This is a genomic window from Caldivirga maquilingensis IC-167 (assembly GCF_000018305.1).
Taxonomy (GTDB): domain Archaea; phylum Thermoproteota; class Thermoprotei; order Thermoproteales; family Thermocladiaceae; genus Caldivirga; species Caldivirga maquilingensis.
This window is the reverse complement of the sequence record NC_009954.1, coordinates 1,529,747-1,553,374: the sequence shown is the minus strand read 5'-3', so window position 1 is coordinate 1,553,374 and position 23,628 is coordinate 1,529,747. Positions and strand designations below refer to the sequence as shown.

Sequence of the window (23,628 nt, the reverse complement as noted above, 5' to 3'; positions counted from 1 at the left end):
TTATAAAGTGGTGCATTAAGGTAATTGATAATGCTTGGACTTATTTTAGTTGCTGGTATTGGTGAACGCATGAGGCCATTATCATACTCAATACCTAAACCCCTCATCTCCATCCTCGGTAAACCCCTTGTTGCCTACACCATGGATAAGTTAAAGGATATTGATGTTAGTAGGATTGGGCTTGTTGTGGGTAGGTTTAGTGAATTATTCATGGACTACTTCAACAATGACCCAAGACTCAACATCCCAGTAACCTACATACGCCAGGAGAGGCGCCTCGGCATTGCCCACGCCATCTACAGGGGTATTGAGGAGGGTTTCCTAAGGGAGGACTTCGTGGTTGCTCTGGGTGACAACTACTTCTCGGAATCATTCACGCGATTCGCCAGGGAGTTTCTTGAGGGTGGTTACGACGTCTTCATAGTCCTCACTAGGCATCAGCAGTTTCAACGCTTTGGTAATGCCGTGGTGGAGGGTGGTAGGGTGGTTAGGCTTATTGAGAAGCCTAATCAACCCATACCTAACTCCTACGTGGTCACTGGACTCTACTTCTTCCGTGACCCTGATGCAGTGGCTAAGGCGTTCTCCAACCTGAGGCCCTCGGCCCGTGGTGAGTATGAGGTGACTGATTTAATACAATGGTTCATAGATAATAATTACAGGGTTGGTTACTCATTAACCACTGGTTGGTGGAAGGACATGGGTACACCGGAGGATTTAATAGATTTAGTGCAGTTGATGCTTGATGACGCTAAACCGCGGATTGATGGTGACGTGAGGGGTAGGGTAAGTAGTAGGGTTATTGTGGAGAAGGGTGCTGTCGTGGAAGGCGCAGTCCATGGACCAGCCTACGTGGGTAGGGGTGTCTACGTGGGTAAGGATGCTGAGATTGAGCACTTCGTGAGCCTTGAGGAGGGTGTACACATGGAGAGCGGCAGCATATCAAGGAGCCTAATCCTCGAGGGCGTTACACTACACCTGGGTAAGGCTAGGTTAACGGACTCGGTAATAGGCCCTAGATCATATGTAATACTTAAAAACGGTAGACACAGGATGATTATTGGTGAAAATGGTAGGGTTGAGGAGGTGTGAGCCATGAAAGTGCTAGTAACTGGCTGTGGTGGCTACATAGGGACGACGCTAGTGCCCTATCTAATGAGGAAGGGCTACTCAATTAGGTGTGTGGACTGGCTCATATTTGGTGAGGATGTGTTATCCCACGTGATTGGTGAAAAGGGTTTCGAGCTAGTTAAGGCTGATGCTAGGGAAGCGGGGTCGGAGGTCCTTAATGGTGTTGATGCGGTGGTTGACTTAGCGGCAATACCCAACGACCCCACTGGGGACCTTGTACCCCAGTTAACGTGGCAGATTAATTACGAGGCCAGGGTCAGGATGGCTAAGATGGCTAAGGAGAAGGGTGTGGCACGCTACATACTAGCCTCCAGTGCCAGTGTTTACGGTAGGCAGAGTGGTACTGTTGATGAGACCGCAACCCCAAACCCACTGACTGTTTACGCTAAGGCAAACCTACAGGCGGAGAGGGAGGTGCTACCGCTTAATGGTAATGGCTTCACCTCAACGGCTCTTAGATTCTCCACGGTTTATGGGCCATCAAGGCGCATGCGCCTCGATCTAGTGGTTAACGCAATGACCTTATCGGCATTTAACGAGGGTAAGATATGGGTTGAAGGTGATGGAATGCAGGAAAGACCCCTAGTTCACGTGGTTGATGTAGCCAGGGCAGTGGCCTTCATACTGGAGACGCCACCTGAGGAGATTGGTGGGCAGGTATTCAACGTGGGTTCCGATGACCAGAATTACAAGATAATTGAAATAGCCAAGGAGGTGCAGCAGGTAACTGGTGCTGAAATAAAATTCAGGGGTGAGGTGGATAGGAGGAGTTATAGGTTATCCTTCGCGAAAATCCGTAAACTAGGCTTCAACACAGTATACCAGGTAAGGGATGGTGTCAGACAGGTATACCATGAATTACTCATAGGATACCTGAAACCAGAGGATAGGTGGTTCACGGTTAAATGGTATAAGAAAGTACTGGGACTCTAAACGTAGCCCTCCGCATCACTTGAAGTATAGGTATTAGCAAGCATGGGGGTCAGTCCCCTTATAATTCGATTTTTAACCGGTAAGGCACTTACATTAGGTTACTGCCGGTTTACCTTAACCTAACCACGTAGGTAACCTTATCAATGACCACTAAAGGATCGGTATAAACACCATTAATGCACCCTCCCTAAGATTTTCAGAGCAAGTGTTTAAGGCTAAGTGGGTTAGAGCATATGAGGTGGGGGTAATAAATAAATACGCGGGGGTGGGGTTTAAACACCATGCCGTTCCTTAGCTTTAAGAGACTGGAAATACCTGACGTTATTTTAATAGAGTATCAACGCTTCCCGGACCATAGGGGTTTCTTTGCTGAGCTTTGGAAGCGAACCGACTTCCTAGCTAATGGGGTGTTCTATGACTTCACTCAATTGAGTACATCAGTCTCAAGGAGGGGTGTGGTTAGGGGTCTTCATTATCAGCTTAAGCCCATGGAGCAGGGTAAGTTGGTGACTGTACTGAGGGGTCGTGTGATTGATGTGGCTGTTGATGTACGTAAGGGTTCTCCCTGGTTCGGTAAGCATGTGGCCGTGGAGTTGAGCACCAATGAACCAAGGCTACTCTGGGTGCCTCCCGGCTTCGCCCATGGTTTCCAGGCCCTTGAGGACGACACAGTATTCCTCTACCTAATGACTAAGGAGTATAGTCCGCAACACGAGAGGTGCGTGAAATGGGATGACCCTGAGTTAGGCATTGAATGGCCAATTAGAAGTAATGTAATAATCAGTGAAAAGGACTCCAAGTGCCCACCCCTCAAGGCCGCTGAAACAAACTTCAACTACCCAATATAAAACGCATAAACACTTTCTCCTTGAATTCGCACTAAATTAACACCATCCTTGTTATTAAGAGACTTATTGAATTAAGTAAGGTACGTAGTTAGCTTCCGACTACTTAACTAAGGATTAGTGTAGAAGTTTTCTCCATTAAGGTATAAACGAAACTGCATTCCACATACTCAATTGATTATATAGTTATTCTAGAGTGCCACGTAGTTGATCTACTATGGCTTTAGCGACGAGCCCCTAATTGGAGGTATTTTGCCAACTCTCTAAATACCCCTCTTACCTCGTTGAAGTTTCTAGCACATCTACCTGTAATAAACCTATGTATCAGTAGCATGGCAAATACCATATAACCAGGTACATCCCAGGTAAATGTATTAGTCAGATCCTCAACAACCCCTGGATCATTAAGACAAAGATACTTAATAACACCACCACTCACATTAACATCACGGGAGAGAAAATCAACAAAATATCTAAACCACCGTGGCAATACTAAATAACGCATATAAAGACTCAGCTCATAACGATTCCACCAAGATGCTTCCTTACTCTCTACCCCACCTCTAAGCGAGTCCATGTAAATGTTGAAGATACGCCTGAAAATCAAATATAAGGTGCCAAGTAAGCTCGATGGTAGGTTCTCCCCCCGAATTAAATTAACTTCATACGGCTTTTTAATAAGTAGTTCAGGTACTGAGTACTTCATTGCGAAGTAATGAGGATAAGTATAGTATATCGCATCGTTACCGTGGATGTGGAGTATGAAGTACCTAGTCGGTAACCTAACTACCCTACCACGGATCTCAAGCAGCTCGTGGACAATACCCCTAAACGTCACGGAATCCCTCCTAAATAAATGCATATGCCAGAGAAGGGACTTCCTATCGCACTCGCAGAAAAGGATCTCGTAACCATCCGCCTCATTAAACCCTCTCAAATCCCGTATTAACGCCCTATTTGGTACCTCATCCGTGTCCAGGTATAGTACGTACTCTGTCTTCACCTTTGAGAGCCCGTAGGCCCTTAGTGGGTCTGGGTATCCCATGGGTATTGCTCTATAAACCCTAACGTTACTAAGACCCAAGCCCTCGATGGCATTGATTAACTCACCGTACTTCGTGGGGCTCGATGAGTCTATGACCACGGACTCATCAACAATATTGCCGAGAATCCTCAACAACCTAACGACGCCATCAATATCATCTCTATTAAAGACCAGGAGGGAAATGGAAGACATAAAGCCAGATCAAGAGAATTCTTATAAGCATTGCCGCGCATCCGTGTCAGATGAAGGTTTTGTTTATCACATACGGCCTTAGCATTGCTGGTGGTAATAGGGCTATTTTCGAGGTTGCGAACAGATTAAGTGATAGGGGTTACTACGTTGAAGTACTTGCACTTGGCGGTGACCACTCATGGTTTGACGTCAAGGTTTCTGTTAAGTACCTCGAATTACCCAAGAGAATGCGCACCTTACTTAGGGCATATTCGTTGATTAAGTACTTAAGGGTTAAGGAGTATAAGTACATCGATGTTAACACCTTTGCCAAGAGGCTTGGTTTTAGGGTTGACCTTATTAGGCCCTTGGCTGAGGCAATACCAAATAATTTTGATGCAGCAGTAGCCACCTATTATCCAACGGCATTATCATTATGGCTCTCAAGACATGAAGGCTTAAGACTATATTTCGTACAAGATTTCCCAGAATTAGCATCAGCAGATGGTCATTACGGCTTAAGGCTTTGGGATCTAACACTTAGAATACCATTTAACGCATTCTTAGCAGTATCGACATACATAAAGAATTTGATACTAGAGAGGCAATATAATGCAAAGATCTTAGTGACTGGTGCTGGTGTTGATATTAACGTATTTAAGCCAAGTAAGGATAAATTGGTTGATGTTAAGGGTAAATATAAGGTAATGACTATCATAGGATCTAATCCGTGGAAAGGCGCTGATGTTGCCATTAGGGTTTTGAGTGAGGTCTCTAGGAAATTGCCAATACACGCAATCCTAGTTGGGGATAGGGAATTCGTAGATTTGTTAATAAAAAGTGTTAAGCATAGCTTCACATACACAGTATTCAGCAACGTGCCCGACGACCTACTGGCCAGGCTGTACAGCAGTGCCGATGCATTCCTATTTACATCATATGTCGAGGGCTTTGGACTACCACCGCTTGAGGCCATGGCTTCAGGAACTCCCGTTGTGACTACGGATTGCCTCGGTAATAGGGACTACGTGATTGACGGCGTGAATGCATTGGTTGCTAAGCCGGGCGATGTCGAGGGGCTAGCAAACTCACTAATCAAGATACTCATGGACGAAAAGCTCAGGGAGAGATTAATCGAGAATGGACTCAAAACCGCGAAGCAATGGAGCTGGGATAAAGTTGTGGATAAATTTGAAGAAGCAATTAAGGGTGAGTCACAATGATAAAGGCAGTACTCAATAGCATAAGGACTTCCATGGTTAACAAGTATCCCCTAGACTTAGCTTTGGCCAATTTAACGGCATCAATAAGCGCCCTACGGAGGCTCGGTGTTTATCCCAGGGTTGTGCACCTACCTGATGGTAATAAGATCATTGTGAATAATATTGATACACTCCTCATAAATGTTCCCGACCAATTCGTTAGGAGGGAGTATGCGTTAAGCAGGGACTTCATACCGAAGCCTAACTGGATTGTGCTTGATGTGGGCGCCTACGTCGGCATCTACTCACTATGGGCAGCTAAGCTCATCGGTAACGGTGGTTTCGTGGTCTCGTTTGAGCCAAACCCATTGGCTTATCAGTGGTTGGTTAGGAATATTGAAGTGAATGGTGTCTCCAACATACACGCAATACCTTTGGCACTAGGCGATTATATCGGGAGGTCAAGGCTGTATGTGGCGTTGAGGAATATTGAGGCGTCATCATTCATACAAAACCACATAACAAGAAACCCAACTGGTGATTTGGGTATTGCCCGCTCATTCACAGTCCCGATAATCACGCTAGATGCATTCATTAGGCACTCAAGGGCAATGATTGGTAGAGCCATTGATCACATCGATTTAGTGAAGATTGATGTTGAGGGTTATGAGGCAAGGGTGTTGAGAGGTGCCCAGGAGGCCTTAAACAAGGGTTTTATTAGTAGGTTTGTGATAGAGGTACACATAGATCAAGTAAAGACTATGGACATCATAAGTATGTTAAAAGGGTATGACTATAGGGCCGTAGGCATCAAGAACGTTAACAATGTAAAGCACATGTTATATGCAGAATTAATAAGGTGATGCGTCCTAATCAATATTGATGCAGTGAATCATGCCAAGCTCCTCCCTCTTATACCGTGGTTGATACTTTTGAAGGAAGCCCTCATTAACGAACTCACACTTGAAGTCCCTGCTTAAGGCCCTTAATAATTCACTCACTGGTCTCCCTGTGGCATAAGCGTGATACTCAAACACTAACTCCTTGAATAACTTCACGGCATCATAATCATTCATAATCACATCATATTCGCAACCCTCACAGTCCATCTTTAACACGTCGGGCTCAATACTATACTTCTGAATCAAATCACCAAGCCTAATGCTTCGTACTCTAGTTCCACTACATTCTACCTCAGTCATAGAGTAGGTTACATTAGCGCTTGTAATATCGTTATCCGGGCTTATACATACAACTCCATTTCTGCCCACTGCTATGTTAATTGGCATTATTTTATCGCCTAGACCATTTAATGAGATATTCATGAGCATCTCCTCATAAGCCTCAGGATGTGGTTCAATGGCGTAGACTTTCCTCGCACCCTTCAGTGCGAAATATATGGCTGAATCACCCACAAAAGCCCCAACATCAACAACAACCCTGCCCCTAACATCAATAACATTATATTGGTTAAGCTCAAAGGTCTCAATAATAGGCCAACGCATCGCCTTGAACATAATTCCACCCTTAAACCAGCAATCACCATTGAAAAACCAACCATATTTGATACCAACAATTTCATGAAGCCTATTAAGCGGTAACTTAGATCCATTAGTCAATACTACACTTTTACTACCGCAATCATACCCTGCAATTAAACCATCATAATAAACGTTGGCAATAAAACCATAGACCTGGGGTTCAATTAACGACGTATTGCCATCCCTACATATAGCAGTCAATAAATTGTTACCCTTAATCAACCCATATCTCACTAACTGATACCTAATACCCAAACTTAACCAATTCCTAAACAAACGCCTACTACGCAGCAAAGCCTTGACCCTCCTTAACAAGCCCATAGCCGGTGCTTAATGTATATTTTTTTAAATTTCTCTGGGTTAAGTAACCTAACTCCTTTAGTAACCCGTGCATTATACCGAGGCTCACTGCCTTAATGGCCTTGCCTCTATCGCGTAATATTCCCTTAAGGCCCCAGTTTATTAATTGCAGCAAGTATGTTATCGAGTCTATCTTGCCCTCCAGAAGCAGCACCGTGGAGTTTCTTGCAATGTAATAGAGCCTCCACGGTGGCTCATAATCCACGGGACCACCATACCTATGGGATATCACGGGGATCCACGCCTTAACACCAAGCCTGTGATCAAGTAATTTACAATTTACGAAGAGCGTTCTATAGCCCAGCTCCCTGACCCTGAAGTACATGTCGAGGTCCGCTTGGTCTAGGAAGAAGTCGTCCCTGCAGCAAGCCCTTAAGGCGACGCTTGACCTTATGAACGTGCCCGAGAACATGCCGTAACGGTCATCGTATATGCGGCAATCACCAGACCCAGGGGATATCCTCACAGCGCCTACTTGATTGGGCATTTTTCTTAGGATCTTAATTAACGTGGGCATGGCGTCCCTAAGTGGTGTGCTGTCGTCATCTAAGAACAAGAGCCACTGTGGGTTGTACCTCTCAACTGCGTACTTAACGCCAATTCTTAATGCATGGGCAACGCCTGAGTTAAATCCAACTTCTAGGAAGTCACAATTACCATAAGAGCCACAGAGCCTAATCAGGAAGTCCCTATTGCTTGATGCATTATCAACCATAATTATGACGTCAACAAAGCCGGTAAGCGTCGAGAAAGTCCTAGAGAGAAGTGATGCATCCGGATTATGGTCACAATTATGGAAGTTAAGAAAGACATAGGCTAAAGGAGGCGCAGAGCTTAAATGTATTATGCATATAAACACCACGAAGCTGCCTTCGCATGGTTTCAATTTCCGTAATCTGGTTGAACTACAATAGTATGAAGTTTAAGGACGTAATGCTCCAAAGCCTTGATTCATTCATGAACCTTGACTTCGATGGTTATGAGCTAATCATTGTCGATAACGCATCGAGTGATGGGAGCTATGAGTTGATTAGGAAGTACATTGAGGAGAGGAGGCCAGGTCACTTGAAGGTCAGGATCATCAGGAGTGAGTCTAACTTAGGCTATGCTGGTGGCATGAACCTGGGGTGGGATGCTAGGGATCCGGAGACTAGGTACGTGGCATTCGTGAATAATGACCTAATTGCAGAGCTGGAGTCACTGAGAGAGCTTATAGAGTCAATGGAGGGCGATGAGAAAATAGGGGCAGTGAACGGGCTCATTTACTACGGCGATGGTAAGACGATATACTCGGCAGGTGGTTATTTGAACGAGACTTGGATAGGAAGTCCCATTTGCAATGGGGCATTGCCAGGGAATTGCCCAGGTATTGACAAAGAGCATCACGTGACCTACGCGGATGGAGCATACATGGTGGTGAGGATTGACGCGGTAAAAAACACCATGCCCCACGGTAAGCCCTTCATAAATGAAACATTCCTATACCTAGACGACTCACTACTAGGATTAGCACTATGGAACAAAGGATACAGAGCAAAGTACATGCCAGCAAAAACAGGAAAACATTACGTAGGCATGACCACCAGAGGTCTTACGAGCCTTTACTATGGTTATAGAGGAACTATGGCATTATCAATGATACTGAGGACTAGGTACAGCCCCCTTAGATTCACCATAACCCTGAGACGCACAATATACTGGTTATACTTAAGTATAACCAGGAATGAATCAAGCAAGACATACCACTTAGCAATAAAGGAGGGGCAGAAACTCGGTAAACTCCTAGAATCAATGCTAGGCAAGCTAGACCTATACAAGGCGCCTCATGTGAAATCCAGTATAATAGAACTAGCGGGACTATTTATTAAAGGACCAATCACATTTAACGATTTAACACCACCTCATGACTCATAAAAACATAAAGACCCTAATTCATTCACAATACCAATCATTCTTGTAGATACAGATAATCAATATCAACCAGTACCTAACGCCGAGGCTTAGCCAATTACTGAATAAACGTCTACTACGCAGTAAAACCCTTGCCTCTCTTAACAAGCCCATAGCCAGTGCTTAATGTGTATTTTTTTTAAATTTCTCTGGGTAAGTAGCCTAGCTCCTTTAGTAACCCGTGCATTACACCGAGGCCCACTGCCTTGATGGCTCTGCCCCATATCCTTGAATAACCCCTCTAAACCCCAGCTTATTAATTGTAGCAAGTAATTTACCGGGTCCATCTTACCCTCCATGAGCAGTACCTCCTTATTGCACCTACGTAGTTGGGCGTTTTTCTCAGGATCTTAATTAACGTGGGCATAGCGTCCCTAAGTGATGTACTGTCATCATCTAATGAACAAGAACCACTGCGGATTATACCAGTGTTATTAATGCGCATACCCTTGAGTCCTGGGCCAATGAGGATGGTGGGTAAATAGCCTTATTAGCGATGCTCATGCTTTCTATTAATACCGACACACTCCCCAGGCTCTGCTCATTAATTCCTGATTTACACTACTCAGGGGAGTCCTCACTCAATGCTGTCGTTATGAATACTGGTATGGAGTCTAGGATTAAGTACCCAATGGACGTGATTCCGATACCAAGAATTAGCAATAAGATGCTTAGGTCAGCTCTTATTCAAAGCACCTACTCCTCCTACTTAAATAATAATTGCTTTTCTTAATTGCTGCGGTGGTTAGTAGGGCTGTTGTTGCTAGGGTTGTTGATACCATTATGGGTATGAGCCTAATACCCCATGGTGTGTAATTGAGGATAAGCCCTATTAGTGGTGTAATGGCTAGGCTAAGCCCAATGGATAGTGCAAGCCTCTCCAGGGGCTTGAGCTCATCACCCCTCGGGTATAGGGTCTCAATCAGGGAGTAACCTGGCATGAACAAGGTCATTAACGCGCCAAGCACATACCTAATGTACATTAATGGGCCATTGCCTATCAAAAGTACGGCCAATACCGAGGCTAGGGATATGCCAAGGGTCACCCAGTACCAAAGGCCCTCGATACTTAGGAGGTACATGATCCTATTATCCATTGGGTAACCCTCAAGCTCCACGGCACCCTTCTTCCAAAGCATCATTAATTCATAAGCCACATACTCCCTGGGAACTCCAACTTTCCTGGAAACCTCATTGACAAGTTCTTCAACGGTGATGCAGGGCTTTTCCTCAACCTCCCTCATTATTGTATCCCTAATACCACTAGCCACTGGGCATCACCCCAGTGGCGTTTATCCACAACTGCACGTAATTACCCGTATAAGTCAGTGTTAGGTTGCTTGGGTCGTAGTACCAAAGCTCAGCTATAACCCTATAAGTGCCGGTTGAGTTTAGGGAGAAGGTTAATGGAGCAGTGTAGGTGGCATTGTTCAGGAGGATCACTTGATACGTCACTATAGGTGTGAGGACCAGTGGTGGCTCCACGGTGGTATTGCTCATTATGTACACCTTGACCACGTACCAAATGAGCTTATTCATGTGATTGTAAATAAATAGGTATAGGTGTACGGGCTGTCCAACCGCAATCACGGTTGGGTAATTACCAATATGCATGTTAGAATTAAGAAGCGCTATTGCTGAGAAGGGTTCATGCGAACCACCAATGATCGTTATGGCGACTCCGAAGACAACTAAAACCACAATTACGGCCACCACCACAGCGAGGACCTCCTCATTAAACAATAAAGTTCTTTCGCTACCACTGATGCGATTAACACTATACCTACCCCTAAACCTGAGCCATAATCTGCCAAGGATCTCCCTACGCCTTACGTACAATAGTACGGACAATGTAATGACCATGAGCAATACGATTATTGTCAATGCTGTGTTAAGTACGTGGTGCAGGTGAACCACGGGTGCCATGGAGTTGACTGTGGTAATTACGTGCTCAGCTATTAACGTGGCATTGCTGGTGTAGCCCTCCTGCTCGAACTCAATGGCTTCATTGAGTGAATTTACCAGTGAAGTCACATTGACGCCCTCAGCACCCAATTTAGACACCATGGAGTAGGCAATGAGTAGTTGATTTACCTGGGCCACCGTAGGTATAGCTAGAACCCCAATAATCAGTATAATTAGAATTAATATTAGTAAGTGAGATTTCATATCAATGACCCAGGCTTAGCGCTTCATGCATATTAACGTTAATTAATGGTAATGGGGTAATTAATCCTTGATTATAATGTATGCAATGGTGTGCGTGCATAATTCAGAGCTTGATTAAACGGGGAAATAAAGCTTACTCACTTAACACGGTGGTAAAGGGCTTAACCATGAGCTTTAGGAACCCGGGTAGTTGATTCATTACGGACCGGGGTATGGGCTTCATTATGTAAACAACCACTAAGGTGTCTATAAACAGTATGGTTTGAGGTATTGGCCAACCATGCATTACTGTAATCGCTGATGATGCTGATGCTAGCATGCTGATTATCAATAGGTTGAATAAGGTGTCTCTATCCCTAAGATAGGCATTACTGATTATATGAATGCGATTAATGGGGAGATTGAGGATGCGTATGATGAAAGGATTACTGAGTAGAAGCCCAGGTACTTAACAGTGATTATGAATATTAAAAGACCCACGGTAACCCCCAATGCTGAGATCTTAACTGAATGCCAACCCTTACCAAGGACCCAGTAATACACTGTGTATATACTCACGGGTGCCGAAATCACCGCTGAGGCTAGTAACAACATCGCATAGGGTATGGATCTCACGTAATCACCATGCACAATACTCAGGATAGGAAGCAGTGGGATGGTTAACATGGCTAACTGCGATAGTACGCCGCTGGTCACTATAATGGAGATTGCATAATCCCTTACTAAGGCCTTTGTATCACCGCCGGCGCCTATCACGTGTGAAAGTTTACTACTGAATACGTTACTCACTGAACCAGTTAATGTTGTTACTGCGCCGAGCATGTATGTTACTAGGTTGTATATAGCCACGTACTCAGGGCCTAGGGATAGGTACACTAGGTATGTTAATGCGTAACCCCCTATTGAGCCTATGTAACTGATTATCCAGTTTTGAAAGCCCGTGTTGAGGTACCTTCTAAGCCCATTCTTTATCAGAGCCAAGCCCTTCAGTGGGTTTGGTAATCGCCTTATAATTAACATGTAGTAGAGGAGCGCTGTTAATTGACCAATTAGTATGGATATTATAATCGCGTAGACACTGTGCATTACCACTAATAGGGCAACCTCAAGGGGCCTAAAGACAAGGCTGTAGAGCATATTCCCAACACCCTGGGACCTGAGCTTGCTCATTATCCATAGGTATGTTGAGAGAACGCCGGTAAATGCCTGGGTTATTATCCAGGCAATGTATATGTAAACAATACCCAGGTAGTAACTGGGTATCTTACTAATTATGTACAGGGGTATTGCGAGGAATAACGTTAGTGAGTATGCGGTGGTCAGTATTATTGAGATGAGGAGTATGGCGGCCATGTGTCCCTCAAAGGGCATGTCCCTGGCATGGAGCATGGCAGCCTCCCTGGCAATAGCCACGTCGATGCCCAGGGTTGGGAAGAAGAGTGAGAATATCCCCATCATTGCTAGGAGTGAGTTGTAATAACCGTACTGTGTCAGGGGTATTAACCTGGTTAGTATTATGACGTATATCACGGCGGATGCTAAGTATCCAGTAATAACCCCAGACACCGAGGATTCACTGCTCATTTGCTCAACCTAGATTGCGTATTTTAAAAGCAATGCTAATATGAGGACCTGAGTGCATGGTTTATGAGTAACCTCAGGAAGCCCGTGTTGAGCGCAGCCCTGAGTGCAGTGGGCATGCGTGTCAAGGTTTCCGTGTTCATGAATCTCTCGGTGTAGCAGGGTATTAGGTACCGAGGGCTATACTTAATGGGTAATTCGCTCTTAAGGTTATCCCTCACGTTTAATGGGGCTAATACCCTCACCACGTTACTTACTGGGTTGTTTTGCCCAAATGCTAGGTCACTTAGTTCCTTAACCATGGATATGAATAGCATGAGGGATTTTGTAAGGTGGAGTTCCCTGGCATACCTAAGGACTCTTGTTAAGTTGCTTAGCCAAAGGACCGCTGTGTAGTAATCGCTTAATGTAAACATCCACTCCTTAATGACGCTGTGAGCTATCGTAGCCAGTAAATCCAAAGGCTCCACCGGAGCCCTGACTTTAACCCCATTAATGCGCCTATCCACGGTGTGCGTGATTAAGTACTCACCGCTTATGTACACAAGTCCGGATACTGAGAGGTCTGTGGTCACGTCAAGGTAGTAATTATACGAGGTACTGTGTAGGGTGGCTCCGTAGGGGGCCCAGTCAAGGAGCCTCAACCCATTATTCCTAAACATCCTTATTACCCTGCCCAAGTCCTCCCTCCTAACCACTAGGTCTATATCTGATGGTATCCTCCGGAAGGGTTTTAGGGTCTTAACAACCGTGTACTCAAGCCCATCCATACGCCTAACCACATACTCAAGGAAGCCCAGGAACTCCCCATATCTCCCCAGGTACTTATCATCAACCAGAAGCTGAACCTTATTCAACTCAGCCAATGCCAATAAATCCGCGTCTAGCCCGTGATCGCCACGCCCCTTTATTAATCCAGGTATTCCAATAATCCTCATGAGCCTTATGGTGTCTTCGAGGACCATGAATCAACGCCTAAACCCTATTTTTATTCATTGCCCCATACACAAGGCCCATCAATCTATCCCTGGCCTCATTAACCGTGAGGCCCGTGGTATTAAGCACAATTAGGCCCAGGATCCTACTTAGGGCATTGTACATGCCTAATTGCTCCCTTAACCCCCAATCAGCACCCCTACGCGCCCTAAGCACCTCATAATCAGCGGTTACGTAAACAATAATGCTGCTCTTCATGGCCATGGATATTAAAGCCTTACCAAGTATGGACTTTACGAACGTGGAATCCCCAGTGGTTACTGAGACCCAAACCACCAGATCCAGGACACACCTATCACCAATAACCACATAACCCAGCAATGCGGGTAGGAAGTACCTGAGCAGGATTATGGGTATTGCGGATATGAACTCCAGGAACCACCACAGAGGCCTCAGCGAGCCCGGTATGGAAACACCGTAGTAGGGATTACCACAGCCTCTGAGCACGGGGAACCTGGATAAAAACCTGGCAATTAGGGAGGCTATGGTGTGGCTACCCCTCATCCAAGAAACCCTAACCCTAAAGCCACGTCTACTCAACTCCAGAGCCAATTCCCTAGCCACTGTGGACTTACCTGAACCATCGGGGCCTGTTAGGCATATTATAAGACCCATGAACCCAGTCAATAATTGATAAATGCCTAATTTTTAACTGTAACTATGCCGTTTACTATTTCCTAATAGTTTCAGCTCCCATTGATGCGCCTATTATGGTCATTAACGCATTATAACACATTTACAACCCCCTATTTGAGGCCGCGATAAAGGTATCGGGAAGTTTCGCGGCAAGCCCCGCCGAGTAACCTCACAAAGCCGGAGGACACGCCCAAGTACGTCGATACCACAAGCACACCGCTATTTCAAAAACTACGAAGCAACAATCCAGAATACCTCATCATGCACGTAGTATTTAAATAACCCTCTCTCTATCCTCCCGTGATTCCCCATTATCCTACATATTGGGCATGTCCTTGATGCGTACCCATCATCTACATACTCAACCCCCCTACCCCACACTCCTCAGCCCCCTTAAGCCTCCTCAGTAGGTAGCCATGCATGGATGATCCCGAAGTTCACCTTGGAGCCCTTATGATAGCTAGTTATCGAGTTACAAAACGCGCTAGGAATGTACTTGCCTTCATAACCACCTCCCCACCCTTACTGAGCAGTTTCCTATCATACGTTATTAAGACCCCACCAACTCTTCTCGCCAATGCCAAGTATATAGAGTCATAGACTGTGATGTCATTCTCGAAGGCTATTCTAACAGCATCCCCCAGTAGCTCTAGATCGCTCACAACCCTCAAGCCTAGGCTCTTAAATGCATCGATAGCTTTGGCAACGTCTTCTGCTACAAGCCCATCAATATACCTAAGAGCGTTAGCCACCTCTATAAAGAATAGAGATGGAACATACACCTCCCCCTTACGAGAAGACCTCCCTCATCTCCTCCTCAATAGCCCTCCTCACCAAGCACCCTCCACCTATCATTACTCAATAACCATTTTAACCCCACATCGAAATCATCGTTCCTGGCCCAATAGCCAAACCTCTCCGTTAACCCATCAGGATTCACAGAACTAAGCAATGCAACCCTGTGAGCCAAGGCCTCGAGCATCGCTATGGGCAACCCCTCCCTAATGCTCGGCAGCACAAGCACCCAGCACCTATCAAGAATCTCCCTCTTCCTCTTCTCAGGTACGAAGCCTAGTACCTCAAGGTTGCTTAAATCCACGTACTTACTAATAACCTCCTTATACCTATCCTCATAGAGCACGTTAGGCTTACCCATAGTCACAAACCTGATGTCAGGGAAGCGCTTAGTGAGCTCAAAGAATAACCAGTAACGCTTCTGAGGATCCATCCTAGCTAGGTAGCAAATCAGCGGTTCCTCGGACTTCTTAACCTCATACTCATGTATTGGGTGTACAGGGTTCGGCAGGTAATGAACCCTCCCTGGGTCCAGGCCGTAAAGCTCCCTGAGCTTCCTCATGTAAAATCTGGCCTGCGTAAGCACTAAATCAGCCCACCTATAAGCCGCGCCAAAGACCAACCTATTCATGTAAAACCTAGCCCTGGAAATCCTGTAGTAAGGATCCACGGAGGCCAGGAGCTCATAATCACTCCACTCAAAGGGATCCTGCGCCCAAACCACATGGGCGCTATGGCGTTTAACAAGCTCAGCCAGTAAAGTCTCCACCATAGCCTCAATGCTTATGTAAACATCAGCATCCACATCCCTGATAACCTCCAGAGCACCCCAGTAATCACGCAAGTGCCTAAAGACAGACCTGGTCTCGAAGTGATAATCATATGTTACAACCCTAACGCTACCCACGGAGTACTCCCTGGGATAGCCAGTATCACGCCAAGCAAGGACATAAACCTCAAAACCACGCCTAACAAGCTCCTCACCCACCAACCTCACAAGCCAGCCAAAACCACCATGCCTCCTCTCAGTAAAAGACTTACTAACAATGAAAGCAACCCTCATAATAAACCCCTAATGCATAAACAACATAGGTATGCTGCATTTACAAGCATTTTAACCTCCTTACTTCTGCTTTAACGGTCTCCTAATCTTAATCAGCATATACGCATTGCTTACACTATCTCGCCTTTAAATACTTTCATTTTTCACAGGTGCTACTTCACCGCTTCAGACTACTTCATCAATATGGCATGAAATTTTAATTACAGTAATTTTTAACCTCAACTATTTTCATCTAAAGATTTCAAGTAATTGCCTCTCAAGGTGATCCTTATCAAACTTCTTATACGCTTTCTCTCTTAAATCTGCCCCAATATCTATGAGTTGCTTCGTAGATAGTGATAACACCTCGTTTATCTTCTCAACAAACTCATTTATGTTTCCTGGCGTAAACATAATCCTTTCAGCATAGGTCCCCTCCAGTATCTCCGGCACACCACCCACTCTGGAGGCTATGGGTATCGTGCCCAAGGCCATGGACTCCACAACGGCATATGGTAGGGGCTCCTCCGTGATTGACGGGAAGAGCAATGCCCATGTTTTTCGTGCAGTCGTAGGTATTCCTCGTGCCTTAATCGGCTTAGTATTATTAGTTTTCCTGGGTTTTCACGGCTATTCTCCGTAGTTTATCCAACGTTGATTGTCTATTAATTATGACCTGGAGGTTAACGTTTCCCCTTAAGATCCTCGGTAGCACATTTAGCAGTATGTGGAATCCCTTAATGTAGCTATCACCACCTGCGTACAGTAATGACGGCGTATCGCTCGGTCTCTTTTGGATTGGAGGGATACGTGGTAACGGATTGTAAATTACCACGGCCTTTTCGTAATATCCTTTATGTACTTGTTCAGTATTTTTAATTGAGCATTTGATGCGCATATCATTGTGTCTGCGTAATCAACCGCTACTTTGCTTATTACGTTTGATTCGCTTATTAACCCGGTTATTAATGCCTTGGTTAGGCTATTGTTTTCCAGGTACTCAATCATGGCTTGCGTTGCTGGTGATGGTTCTCGGTCCCTTAGGTACAGTGATGTGTAGCTTATGGGTTGGTAATTATGGAGGTGAACAATAACCCTGGCATCCTTACTGACGCGCTTCGCGATTATGGCTATGGGCAATAATTTATGGGATGATATGTAGATGATGTGGGAATCCTCAATGAACTTTTTAAACCACCCAGCGTTAATCATTGACCTAAGCCAAACCATGGGCTTTAAACCCCTAAACCAAGGCACATGAATAACCCTACCAAACCTAAAAACCTCGGGCGATGGCCTCTGCGTACCCGTAACAATGGTGACGTCAAAATGCCTATGCAGGAAGCCAAGGATTAAGTGAGCAGCCAACTCGGCGGCACCACCCTCTGGGTAGTAGAGCTCCGTGAAGACAACCAACCTGGGCTTACTCATACATGAGACCCCTCAACCCATCCTCAAGACTTATGGAGGGGGTAAAGCCGAGTATCGACCTAGCCTTGCTAATGTCTGCGTAGCTATCCCTGATATCGCCGGGCCTGGGCTTATCGAACAGGGGCTCTCCATCCATGCCAAAAAGCCCCATCACCAGCCTGGCTAGGTCTATTATTCGCGTGGGCACACCGGTACCCACATTAAACGTCTCGCCCCAGTAATCGCCGGTGATTACGCGCTCAATCACCCTAGCCACATCGAGCACGTGAATGAAATCCCTAGCCTGATTACCATCACCGTAAATAACAGGAGGGAGGCCACGCTTAACCCTTTCAATAAACCTCATTATGACGCCGGCGTAAGCGCTGTTTTGCCCGGGCCCATAGACATTAAAGGGCCTAAGTATGACAAACCTAAGGCCCAAGCCACCGAAGAACCTCACCACCTCCTCACTAAGGACCTTGCTCAAGCCGTAGGGCGATATGGGCCTGAGCGGGTGGTCCTCGGGTATTGGCAGCCTCACGGGGTTTCCGTAAACGGCTGCAGAGCTTATGAAGACCATGGGCTTACCATGCCTTAGGCATTCGTGGGCCACGACTGTCGTCCCAACCACGTTGTTCCTTACGTAATCAGCGGGCCTCTGCATGGATTCATGAACATCAATATAGGCCGCCGCGTGAATCACAACATCGGAATCCCCAACCAAGGGGCCCACCGTCGAAGAATCCCCAACGTCACCCCTAATAATCGACACGCCAGCATCCCTCAACCTCCTGACGGCGTACTCCGTGGACCTCTCCAGACTATCCAGAACCACCACTTCAACACCTCTCTCCCTGAGGTAGATAGCCGTATTATGCCCGATGAAGCCAGCACCACCGGTGATAGGCACTCTCATACTCTTAATGAGAACTGAATTATCCTTATACTTAATACATGTTATACTTCGTGATTGAACGTAAAATTACCTCAAACACCATAAAGGCATCACAGTAAAGCTCATGACAACTAAGCCATCAGCATTCTTAGCTTTAAAAACACCAAATCAACACTATTATGATATGACCTAGAGAACCTAGATTTTATTTTTTAAGCGTAAAGACTCTAGCTCATTCACAATACTAATTATTCTTGTAGATACAAACCTCCATGTTAATGCGGCCGCCTTCATACGGGCCCTCATACCCATGTTATACCTCAACGCATCATCGCCCATTAACCTATCTAACCAATACGCCAATGAAGCTACATCACCAGGCTCTATTATAACACCAACACCCATCACAACCTCAGAACCTCCAGTATCAGTGGTGATCACAGGCAACCCATGAGCGAGCGCCTCAAGCCTTGCAATACCAAAGCTTTCAGCGTATGATGGTAACACAAATATCGATGCCTTACTATACTCCCTAATCAACTCCTTATCACTAATTGCGCCTAGGAAGTAAACCCTCCCCTCTAAATTATGCTGTCTAACCAGGGTCATAAGCTCCCTATAGTAATTCGCGTCAACAATAGGACCAACAATCCTCAAAACCCAATCCTTGTGCTTATTTGCAACCATAGCAAAGGCTCTTATTAAGTCGTGAATCCCCTTAACACGCACGACCCTAGCCACCGTTAAAACAATCCTCTCACGATTACCGAGGTTAAATTCTCTGAGTAGCTCATCGCACCATCCATTATACACTACCCTTAATTTGCCCCGTAAAGCCGGTATAGCCTCAATGGCTTTACGCATTGCATCGTAACTCTCTATAATCACCGCGTCCGCAAACCTCGAAAGCGCAATCAACATAAGTTTTCTAAAAAGAACCTTAAGAAAATTACCCGTTAAATTACCATCCCAATCCATCTTAACTACAACGTAATAGTTAAGAACCCTACCAAGTAAGTAAAGTAACGGTAATAATGCTGGGTAGTAATATGTTAATACAAACCATGGCCTAACCCTCCTAAGTATAGGGACAAGCTTAGCCATCAATATTACAGCATTGACTATACTATTAATTACATTGATTAAATAAAGAGGCACAAATCCACTACGTAAACTCACACCACCAATCTCGAAAACCCTAACACCTGGAATTTTGATGCTGCACCTGCTACAAATGAGAATTGAATTAAATCCTAATTTGTTGAATTCGTAAGGAATACAAACAGGGTCTTTCTTAACGTATAAACTATTAATTTCACCGAGAACGATAGTAATGATATTCTTATTATTCATGTCGCATTACTCACCAAGTCCCTAAAAATTTATCGCTTTTCAATTTTATACGCCATATATTGTTTAATGCACATTAATAAGGCCCTCTTAGTTTCAAGAGGGTTGAAGAAAGAAGCTCTTTCCAACGCCACTTTTCGCTTTTCATAAACTCTCTTCAATGCCATAACTACACCATCCACAAGCCCCCTTATACTTGGCTCTACTAAAATACCGACATCCCCTACTACCTCCTCCATGCTCGTTAATCTATAGGCAACAACGGGCAAGCCGCACGACATTGCCTCAAGAACAGGCAAGCCGAAACCTTCAACCAATGACGGGTAAAGAAAGACGTCAGCAATATTGTAAAGCAAAGCTAACTCACTCTCACTTAACGGAGGTAGGCAGTAAACCCGGGGCAACCTGGGTATTTTATCGCACGGCCCCCTTATGACCAGGTAGGCGTTTTTCACGATATTCCTTAAATGAGCATACGCCACCACCGCGTGCTTGACAATATGTGGTTTGGTCGCCACGGTAAGTATTACGACATCATCGCTGCGAAATTGTAGATCCCCTAACCTTCTCTCCTTCACCCTTAAGGGCCTGTATACTTCATTACTGATAAATGGGTAAACAACACACGCTTCGCGCCCTAGATAATACTTAATCATTTGAGCACTGTATTTCGAGGGCGTTAATATTACATCAAGTATATTAAGTATTAACTTGGCACTGATGATCCTCCTTAAGCGTTGTAAAAACGGACTTGTACCTGCATCTTTAGCAGTGACCTGGGTGTGAGAGATAGATCTAATGTCGTGCATAAAAGCCATGGTTAGTACGTCTCTGGCTTTGGCTAGAGTTAGTGCAGGTATGTATTTGGGGGTTGAGTCCATGGCGATGACTATGTCGAGACCATTTACTAAGCTTCTATAAAAATCCTCATAGCTATGTATTAATTTGCTACCAGGCAGCAATGTCTTCAGTCCCATCCCAAGTTTATGATGACTAATATTACGGGTAAGAAGCAGTATACCTACCCTTAACATGCTTCTTTTCCCACGGTATCCTTATTTAATTTTATCGTATAGTTCGGTGAGTGTTAGATACCTGGGTCTTAAAACCCTTAATGCCTGTAATATGATGTCTAACTTAGCTAAATTGGGTAAATGAAAATAAAGGATTGATGTATCAAGCTTTTTTAACCTGAATATTTCATAAATATTACTGAGCCTTAGATTATAAGCGAGCACGCAGCAATGTTCATCAAAAATCCTGTAACCCGTGGCAGGACCTATATAGGTGCCCCTAACCACTTTGTAAATCTCCCTGGCAATCTGCGCTGCAACAGCCGTGTGAGGGCCAAATGGATACGCAAAAGAGGTGATAGATTCATTAAGCATGTCCTCAAGCATACGCTTGCTCTCAACGAGCTCCCTACGTATTAACTCAGCATCAGTATTTACCATGTCTATATGGGTCATCGTATGACTACCGATTTCATGACCAAGACTACGAATATACCTTAGATCGCTAGGAGTTAGTAACGCTCTCCCCATATACTCCCTTAAGCCAACTATTACGAAGAATGTAGCCTTAATCCCTCTACTAGCTAGCCACTTAGCAATACTTAATTGCTCCTTGTAACCGTCATCAAACGTAATAGCCACATTCATACCCTAACTACAATTAATGATTTTGGATCCGCCCATACTTACTTTATGACACTTAAAATCTTTTGAAAGTTTGCGTAATAAATCTCTACATGAACCAGCGGCGTCATGGCATTCTAGAATTATTTCGTTAAATTTCTTTTTGATCACATCATACTCATTCATTAATACGTCGAATTCACAGCCCTCACAATCCATTTTAAGCACATCGGGCTCAATACCGTACTTCTGCATTAAATCGCTAAGTCCAATACTTGGTATCCTAACACCATCGCACCTATTGTCTGCGGTTTTGAAGTAGGTGATATCTGCATAATTAACATCAATGTTTACGCATGTAAATCCGCCCTTACCTACAGCGGCATTTATTGGTATGATTTTATCGTTTAAATGATTTAATGATATATTCATAAGCATCTCCGCATAAGCCTCAGGATGAGGCTCAACCGCATAAACCCTCCTCGCACCCCTCAGTGCGAAGTAAATGGCTGAGTCGCCCACGAAAGCCCCAATGTCAATAACCGTTTCACCACGTACCTCAGTAAACGCGTACTCCTGCTTAACAAAAACCTGTAGAATGGTGTAGTGAAGTCTTGTGAATTTGCAGCATCCTAAGTCCACAAACCCATTTTCACTAATTACTGGCTGCGCATATAGTTTGATACCATTAATGACTATTACATTACCACTACTATCGCACTTTAAGTTCTTTATGAATCCACGATAAAGCCCATTAAGTATAGCGACGTAATATGCTCTGTATAAGTTAACCATGTTACCGTTATTACATATTACAGGAATGAATTTAGCGCCCCTTAGGTATGCAAGAGCCGCATTAAAGCAGTTCCTAAAGAACGAACAACTCCTCAAAACCTTGGCTATCTTCATTGGTATTTCACTCACCCTATTCTAAGAGTTTTGCAAATTCTTTATAAAGACTGTGTGCATCGTATCTTTGCCTTATGTACTTCCTAACCTTCGTGAACCACCCCATCCTGTTGTTCATAACTTCATTTAATGCGTATTCCAGCGTATCTAAAGCATTGTCTTCTCTAAATATCCTTATCTTAAACTTATATGGTTTTCGCATTATAATATTCTCTCTGCCTACTTTAACCAGGAAACCTACGGAATCGTTTACTACCTCATTCCATGGTGGTGCATCTAATACTACAGGCGGTACCCCCACAGCCATACTCTCAATGACTGGTAAGCCAAAACCGTCACTCAATGAGCCATGAATGTATAAGTCATGTTGGGATATTAACGTATAAAGCTCCCTTTTACTTAGGTACTCGTCTATAACCACGGCATTTATATCGTACTTTTTAGATAATTCATGAAATACAAATCCTGGCCCCGTGGGACCTTAAGGGTTACTTGATATTTAGCCTTAGGCTTTAACTTACTTAATGCCCTCATGAATAATGCTACGCCATATAGTTTATAAATATCAGTACTACTAAGTATCATTAGTATCTTTACTACGTCTGATGTATTCTGTGGTGGTTCAATGCTAGGTACCTCGCAGAAGTCAATACCGTGAGGCAGTATTTTATCGATTTCAATACCAGCTTTCAGGGCTTCCTCAGCTACGTAATGTGATGGTACATAGATTAGGGTTCTGCCTTTCAAAGGCTTTAGCTTTAATAGGAACTTTAATAGTTTATTATCTAAGGGTCCCTCTGTAACTAAGTACATGATAGTATTGCCTAAAATTCTAATTCTTCTAAGGATTAAGAAGGCATGGGCATTAACAAAATGACCTAGATATAACATGTTTGTATAAGTCATGGCTAATTTAAAACTCCTTGATGATTTTATGAGTAAATTAAGCGTTGTGAATGGTATGTTGGTCACGTGGCTTATTGTACGGGCAACCTCGAATAATCCACTCCTTGGGTATCTCGTGTGA

Annotated in this window: 28 protein-coding genes; 6 read left to right on the top strand and 22 right to left on the bottom strand. The window is 44.4% G+C overall.

The window, feature by feature from the left end; genetic code table 11:
* Positions 1 to 30: 30 nt before the first annotated feature.
* The 3 genes from CMAQ_RS07590 to rfbC all read left to right on the top strand — a co-directional run bounded on the left by CMAQ_RS07590 (position 31) and on the right by rfbC (position 2,912).
* Positions 31 to 1,092, top strand: coding sequence for a glucose-1-phosphate thymidylyltransferase (locus CMAQ_RS07590; RefSeq protein ID WP_012186518.1), 1,062 nt, complete (start codon positions 31 to 33; stop codon positions 1,090 to 1,092).
* 3 nt (positions 1,093 to 1,095) lie between these two features.
* Positions 1,096 to 2,064: an NAD-dependent epimerase/dehydratase family protein gene (locus CMAQ_RS07585; protein ID WP_012186517.1), complete on the top strand. Its 969-nt coding sequence runs from the start codon at positions 1,096 to 1,098 to the stop codon at positions 2,062 to 2,064.
* Between the two features lie 281 nt (positions 2,065 to 2,345).
* On the top strand, positions 2,346 to 2,912 hold the full coding sequence (gene rfbC, locus CMAQ_RS07580) for a dTDP-4-dehydrorhamnose 3,5-epimerase (RefSeq protein ID WP_012186516.1): 567 nt from the start codon (positions 2,346 to 2,348) through the stop codon (positions 2,910 to 2,912).
* Between the two features lie 220 nt (positions 2,913 to 3,132).
* Here rfbC and CMAQ_RS07575 read toward each other — a convergent pair whose 3' ends face one another.
* On the bottom strand, positions 3,133 to 4,146 hold the full coding sequence (locus CMAQ_RS07575; RefSeq protein ID WP_012186515.1) for a glycosyltransferase family protein: 1,014 nt from the start codon (positions 4,144 to 4,146) through the stop codon (positions 3,133 to 3,135).
* Between the two features lie 50 nt (positions 4,147 to 4,196).
* On the opposite strand from CMAQ_RS07575, the gene CMAQ_RS10595 reads away from it, so the two are divergent.
* Together CMAQ_RS10595 and CMAQ_RS07565 are read left to right on the top strand one after the other, a co-directional pair.
* A complete protein-coding gene (locus tag CMAQ_RS10595; protein WP_012186514.1) occupies positions 4,197 to 5,348 on the top strand; it encodes a glycosyltransferase family 4 protein in 1,152 nt (383 codons plus the stop codon).
* Positions 5,345 to 6,190 (top strand): FkbM family methyltransferase, encoded by an 846-nt coding sequence (locus tag CMAQ_RS07565; RefSeq protein ID WP_012186513.1) that lies wholly within the window; start codon positions 5,345 to 5,347, stop codon positions 6,188 to 6,190. The genes CMAQ_RS10595 and CMAQ_RS07565 overlap by 4 nt, the downstream gene beginning before the upstream one ends.
* A 6-nt stretch (positions 6,191 to 6,196) precedes the next feature.
* Here CMAQ_RS07565 and CMAQ_RS10870 read toward each other — a convergent pair whose 3' ends face one another.
* Complete coding sequence (locus CMAQ_RS10870; RefSeq protein WP_012186512.1) at positions 6,197 to 7,189, bottom strand: FkbM family methyltransferase; 993 nt, start codon at positions 7,187 to 7,189, stop codon at positions 6,197 to 6,199.
* Entirely contained in the window at positions 7,152 to 8,087 is a 936-nt protein-coding gene (locus tag CMAQ_RS07555) for a glycosyltransferase (RefSeq protein ID WP_338028840.1), read from the bottom strand. The genes CMAQ_RS10870 and CMAQ_RS07555 overlap by 38 nt, the downstream gene beginning before the upstream one ends.
* Positions 8,088 to 8,104: 17 nt before the next feature.
* On the opposite strand from CMAQ_RS07555, the gene CMAQ_RS10440 reads away from it, so the two are divergent.
* Positions 8,105 to 9,142, top strand: coding sequence for a glycosyltransferase (locus CMAQ_RS10440; protein ID WP_012186510.1), 1,038 nt, complete (start codon positions 8,105 to 8,107; stop codon positions 9,140 to 9,142).
* 18 nt (positions 9,143 to 9,160) lie between these two features.
* Here CMAQ_RS10440 and CMAQ_RS10940 read toward each other — a convergent pair whose 3' ends face one another.
* From CMAQ_RS10940 to CMAQ_RS07465, 19 genes are all read right to left on the bottom strand, one after another.
* Positions 9,161 to 9,292 (bottom strand): hypothetical protein, encoded by a 132-nt coding sequence (locus CMAQ_RS10940; RefSeq protein ID WP_269479078.1) that lies wholly within the window; start codon positions 9,290 to 9,292, stop codon positions 9,161 to 9,163.
* Positions 9,293 to 9,861: 569 nt separating this feature from the next.
* Positions 9,862 to 10,449 (bottom strand): DUF1616 domain-containing protein, encoded by a 588-nt coding sequence (locus CMAQ_RS07545; RefSeq protein WP_232203742.1) that lies wholly within the window; start codon positions 10,447 to 10,449, stop codon positions 9,862 to 9,864.
* Entirely contained in the window at positions 10,442 to 11,347 is a 906-nt protein-coding gene (locus tag CMAQ_RS07540) for a DUF1616 domain-containing protein (RefSeq protein ID WP_012186508.1), read from the bottom strand. The genes CMAQ_RS07545 and CMAQ_RS07540 overlap by 8 nt, the downstream gene beginning before the upstream one ends.
* Positions 11,348 to 11,480: 133 nt before the next feature.
* Positions 11,481 to 11,678 (bottom strand): hypothetical protein, encoded by a 198-nt coding sequence (locus CMAQ_RS07535; RefSeq protein ID WP_012186507.1) that lies wholly within the window; start codon positions 11,676 to 11,678, stop codon positions 11,481 to 11,483.
* A 44-nt stretch (positions 11,679 to 11,722) separates the two neighbouring features.
* Positions 11,723 to 12,931 (bottom strand): oligosaccharide flippase family protein, encoded by a 1,209-nt coding sequence (locus CMAQ_RS07530; protein ID WP_012186506.1) that lies wholly within the window; start codon positions 12,929 to 12,931, stop codon positions 11,723 to 11,725.
* A gap of 35 nt (positions 12,932 to 12,966) precedes the next feature.
* A complete protein-coding gene (locus tag CMAQ_RS07525) occupies positions 12,967 to 13,893 on the bottom strand; it encodes a nucleotidyltransferase family protein (protein WP_012186505.1) in 927 nt (308 codons plus the stop codon).
* A 10-nt stretch (positions 13,894 to 13,903) separates the two neighbouring features.
* Positions 13,904 to 14,539, bottom strand: coding sequence for an ATP-binding protein (locus CMAQ_RS07520; RefSeq protein WP_012186504.1), 636 nt, complete (start codon positions 14,537 to 14,539; stop codon positions 13,904 to 13,906).
* Positions 14,540 to 14,791: 252 nt separating this feature from the next.
* Positions 14,792 to 14,941: a hypothetical protein gene (locus CMAQ_RS10730; protein WP_156769874.1), complete on the bottom strand. Its 150-nt coding sequence runs from the start codon at positions 14,939 to 14,941 to the stop codon at positions 14,792 to 14,794.
* 83 nt (positions 14,942 to 15,024) lie between these two features.
* Complete coding sequence (locus CMAQ_RS07515) at positions 15,025 to 15,342, bottom strand: type II toxin-antitoxin system VapC family toxin (protein WP_012186503.1); 318 nt, start codon at positions 15,340 to 15,342, stop codon at positions 15,025 to 15,027.
* A 35-nt stretch (positions 15,343 to 15,377) separates the two neighbouring features.
* Positions 15,378 to 16,418 carry a glycosyltransferase family 4 protein gene (locus tag CMAQ_RS07510; RefSeq protein ID WP_012186502.1) on the bottom strand — a complete coding sequence of 347 codons (1,041 nt, stop codon included), beginning with the start codon at positions 16,416 to 16,418 and terminating at the stop codon, positions 15,378 to 15,380.
* Between the two features lie 228 nt (positions 16,419 to 16,646).
* The gene (locus tag CMAQ_RS07505; RefSeq protein ID WP_269479092.1) at positions 16,647 to 16,976 is read right to left on the bottom strand and encodes a glycosyltransferase; all 330 of its coding nucleotides are present in this window, start codon (positions 16,974 to 16,976) and stop codon (positions 16,647 to 16,649) included.
* Between the two features lie 249 nt (positions 16,977 to 17,225).
* Entirely contained in the window at positions 17,226 to 17,828 is a 603-nt protein-coding gene (locus CMAQ_RS07500) for a glycosyltransferase (protein WP_048062742.1), read from the bottom strand.
* Positions 17,821 to 18,726: an NAD-dependent epimerase/dehydratase family protein gene (locus CMAQ_RS07495; protein WP_012186501.1), complete on the bottom strand. Its 906-nt coding sequence runs from the start codon at positions 18,724 to 18,726 to the stop codon at positions 17,821 to 17,823. The genes CMAQ_RS07500 and CMAQ_RS07495 overlap by 8 nt, the downstream gene beginning before the upstream one ends.
* 177 nt (positions 18,727 to 18,903) lie before the next feature.
* Positions 18,904 to 19,809, bottom strand: a complete 906-nt coding sequence (locus tag CMAQ_RS07490; protein WP_198002066.1) for a glycosyltransferase family 4 protein — start codon at positions 19,807 to 19,809, stop codon at positions 18,904 to 18,906.
* 278 nt (positions 19,810 to 20,087) lie between these two features.
* Positions 20,088 to 21,089 (bottom strand): glycosyltransferase, encoded by a 1,002-nt coding sequence (locus CMAQ_RS07485; protein WP_012186499.1) that lies wholly within the window; start codon positions 21,087 to 21,089, stop codon positions 20,088 to 20,090.
* Between the two features lie 21 nt (positions 21,090 to 21,110).
* Entirely contained in the window at positions 21,111 to 21,716 is a 606-nt protein-coding gene (locus CMAQ_RS07480) for a polysaccharide deacetylase family protein (RefSeq protein WP_012186498.1), read from the bottom strand.
* Between the two features lie 3 nt (positions 21,717 to 21,719).
* Positions 21,720 to 22,601, bottom strand: a complete 882-nt coding sequence (locus tag CMAQ_RS10435) for an FkbM family methyltransferase (RefSeq protein ID WP_012186497.1) — start codon at positions 22,599 to 22,601, stop codon at positions 21,720 to 21,722.
* A 16-nt stretch (positions 22,602 to 22,617) separates the two neighbouring features.
* Positions 22,618 to 23,022, bottom strand: a complete 405-nt coding sequence (locus CMAQ_RS07470) for a glycosyltransferase (protein WP_012186496.1) — start codon at positions 23,020 to 23,022, stop codon at positions 22,618 to 22,620.
* Positions 23,023 to 23,027: 5 nt separating this feature from the next.
* Entirely contained in the window at positions 23,028 to 23,492 is a 465-nt protein-coding gene (locus CMAQ_RS07465) for a hypothetical protein (RefSeq protein ID WP_048062741.1), read from the bottom strand.
* Positions 23,493 to 23,628: the final 136 nt, after the last annotated feature.